Raw genomic sequence first — 3,373 nt, 5'->3', positions numbered from 1 at the left:
TCTAAGACAACAAGATATAACATTCTGTTCCTGTAGCGTGTCCCTCGGCACTATAAAGTAATTCTCTTCCTAATAAAGCATTAATTAACATTGACTTACCCGCACTAAAAGCTCCCGCAAATACTATTTCAAATTTGGGAGAAATTACTTTATTTAAAGAAGCACGAACCGCTGTTGTATCTTGTTGTCTTAGAGTAGATTCTTGATGCAATAATTGAAGTAAATTTTCTACCTGATTTTGTAAGTATTGACATTGAGTAGGAATTATATTCATTTCTATTTTATGGTGTGAGTAAATGTCTGTTATTTTATTATTAATTATTTGTTGATGCACAACAATAGTATTTTCACTGATTAATATTTCACTTGAATCAGCATAAGACCGTAATTTGAGGGATAAATCAAAAAAATATTCATTGGTAATTTTTAAACAAGGAAATGTATATAGTAATTATCGGGTAAGCATTCAGCCATCAGCTATCAGCTATGAATTATTAACTCATTTCTTACCACATAATTGCATGGGTTTACAACTCAAGCGAGTCTTTCTTGTACTTCAATACTCTGGTTAAAAATGTAGTATAAGTTAAAATAAAGTTGGCTTCATTCATTAAAAAAATGTTTGTGTAGCATTCCGGAGGAAGAGCTGATTACTCATAGCTAAATGTTTATAATACTCTGGTTAAAAATGTAGTATAAGTTAAAATAAAGCTGGCTTCATTCATTAAAAAGCTGTTTGCGCAGCATGACCTAGGAAGAGCTGACTACTAATACCTGAATGCTGACATTCTCGACGCAGTTTTGTAGAAAATATAAGTACTTGTGCAAAATTAATTCAAAATTTGTAAGTAGATAGTAGGTAGTAGGGAACAAAAAATATACTTGTCTACTTCAGCAGTTAATCTAAAAATACTTTTTCGTTAAATATTCAGCTAGCTTGCATTCAGCTTTTAGCTGTTTCATAAATAATGAATATACACTGCTAAGGTCAAGATAAGTTGTTTTTTCAATACTTTGAATTATCCTTAAACCGTTCAATACTAATTCCTGTTATAAAGGCAGTGAATTAATAGCTGATTGCTGAATGCTTACTTTTTTCCTATCTATTTAACCAGACCATCAAATAAACAATTAATTTTGCTTAATTAGGGTTTGCGTATCGAAAGTCTTTTTGCTGGGGTAGGAGACAGGAGAAATGGAAATGAGTGAGGAGGTAGGAGTAAGAATTGTCTCTCAATTTTTCTGCCATAATCATCCCAAAATACTAGCTTTTTGAGCTTTTTCCACCGAAAAGCTGATACTTTTTTCAAAAAAAAACGCTAAAATATTTATCTGTCAATACTTTTAGAATTAATCAGCAAGCCCTAATTATTTCTTGGCAAAAAAGAACAGCACCCCAAAATTAATATAGACTTTAAAGCCAACTTTGGTAGTAAGATTTACCGAATAATTAATAATTAATAATTAAATAATTCTGGTTTAAAGCCTCCCCTTTTAAGGGGAAAAAAGTGGTCGATATTCGCAGCTTCCCGAAGGGTGGGATGGATGGGTTTCCTAACAATATCCAATCGACCAAGAGAAGAAATAATATCTCCTGATATTCAATCCTCTCGGTTTTAACCAGAGGTAATTATCAATTATCCATTATCAATTAATGAAATCTACCTCAATTAGTAAAGCTTTGATCTAAAACTAAAAGCAATAGCTGTTTGCGTAGCATCCTACAGGGAATATCTGATAGCTGACGGCTAAATGCTTACTAATAAAGTCATTTATACCTAACTGATTATGATTGTGAAATCTACTTAAATCACTAACAATTTCTTAACTGATAAAAATGATTGTTGGAAAAATTTTGCCAAACACCATACTCGCATCTCTAAAATTATCTCCATCTCTCTTTTTTCAAGAATAAGAAAGATTTACCTTCTAAAAGATAAGCATTTCCTGCGGAATGCTGCGCAAACAGGAGTCAGCTATCAGTTTTATTACCTTTCAAGGAGAAAAAAGTAATTTTATCAAAGCTTCAGAGTACGAAATTGGAACAATTCTTACTCCTATCTCCTCTAAATTCCCCGTTCCTCCTGTCTCCTGTCTCCTGTCTCCTACAAAGAGCAAAAATACTTTTTTCAGCAAACCCTAATTAGGTATCTGTTTGTGGAGCATTCCGGAACAGAAAAGCTTGGGTTTAAATCTCCGACTTCTATTAAGTCGCTTAATTTTAAGAAGAATTTAAATCCCCTTATCAAAAGCTGACTGCTGATTGCTGAAGTACTTAATTGCTAAAGGCTTTTTAATAGCAAACTCAATAAAAATTAGAGCTTTTTAAATTATGACTATCGACTTATATTATTGGCCTACTCCTAATGGCTGGAAAATTTCTATTATGTTAGAAGAAACAGAAACCCCTTATAACTTAATTCCAGTTAATATTACCGCCGGAGACCAATTTCAGCCAGAATATTTGAAAATTAGCCCTAACAATAAAATGCCAGCCATTGTTGACCCTAATGGACCCAATGGCAACCCTATTTCTATCTTCGAGTCAGGAGCTATTTTGCTCTATTTAGCTGAAAAAACAAGTCGCTTTATTCCCGATAACCCAAGCGATCGCTACACAGTAATTCAGTGGCTAATGTTTCAAATGGGAGGTCTTGGCCCAATGTTAGGGCAAGCTGATCATTTTCGTCAATATGCACCCGAAAAAATTCCCTATGCAATTGAAAGATACACCAATGAAGCATCACGTTTATATGGGGTATTAAATCAACAATTATCTCAAGTAGAATATGTGGCGGGAGATTATTCTATTGCTGATATGGCAATATATCCTTGGATAGTACCCCACGAAAAGCAAGGGCAAAATTTATCAGACTTTCCTCATTTAAAGCGATGGTTTGAAACTATTAGTCAGCGACCTACAGTAAGTCGTGGTTTAGCAGTTTTAAGTGAGAGTCGGACAAAGAAGTTTGATGAAAAAGCCAGGGAAAATCTTTTCGGTACTCGTCAGTTTCAGCAGTAATTAATAGCTATTTAACTATTAAGTAGAAAATGGTAAATTTTGGGCGCTATTTATCAAATTGTAAATTAGCTCAAAAGTTTATATTAAATGGCTTTAGGAGTTTTTTGATTAAATATACAGTGTCTTTTTTTTAGTCTGCTCTACTTAGTTTTGGTAGGGTAGGTAAAAATTTACTTACCCTACCTAACCTAGTTTTGATAGTAGAATTTGGCACGGTATTATGTAATATTTTCACCAGTTCAATTCTATGGCTAGCTTAAAAGGAGAAGTATTTATTTTTGAGGTAGTTACTATCAACAACTCTGGCAAAATAATCTACCGCACCTCTACCAGTGCCAGGCAAAAAAGACA

General features: G+C 33.4%; 2 protein-coding genes and 1 pseudogene. 1 reads left to right on the top strand and 2 read right to left on the bottom strand.

Going from position 1 to position 3,373, the window contains the following annotated elements; genetic code table 11:
• Positions 1 to 13: 13 nt before the first annotated feature.
• A pseudogene (locus tag F6K13_RS24750) lies at positions 14 to 274 on the bottom strand (dynamin family protein); the annotation flags it as partial.
• Positions 275 to 1,995: 1,721 nt separating this feature from the next.
• Entirely contained in the window at positions 1,996 to 2,136 is a 141-nt protein-coding gene (locus F6K13_RS24745) for a hypothetical protein (RefSeq protein WP_161564356.1), read from the bottom strand.
• A 196-nt stretch (positions 2,137 to 2,332) separates the two neighbouring features.
• On the opposite strand from F6K13_RS24745, the gene F6K13_RS24740 reads away from it, so the two are divergent.
• On the top strand, positions 2,333 to 3,022 hold the full coding sequence (locus F6K13_RS24740) for a glutathione S-transferase family protein (protein WP_124143554.1): 690 nt from the start codon (positions 2,333 to 2,335) through the stop codon (positions 3,020 to 3,022).
• Positions 3,023 to 3,373 lie beyond the last annotated feature (351 nt).

Origin of the sequence: Okeania sp. SIO2B9 (genome assembly GCF_010672505.1) — a bacterium.
Lineage (GTDB): Bacteria > Cyanobacteriota > Cyanobacteriia > Cyanobacteriales > Microcoleaceae > Okeania > Okeania hirsuta.
This window is presented reverse-complemented; position numbering and strand designations above follow the sequence as displayed.

Coding starts and splice junctions, on each gene's coding strand:
- F6K13_RS24740 (WP_124143554.1), top strand. CDS start 2,333: ATGACTATCGACTTATATTATTGGCCTACTCCTAATGGCTGGAAAATT.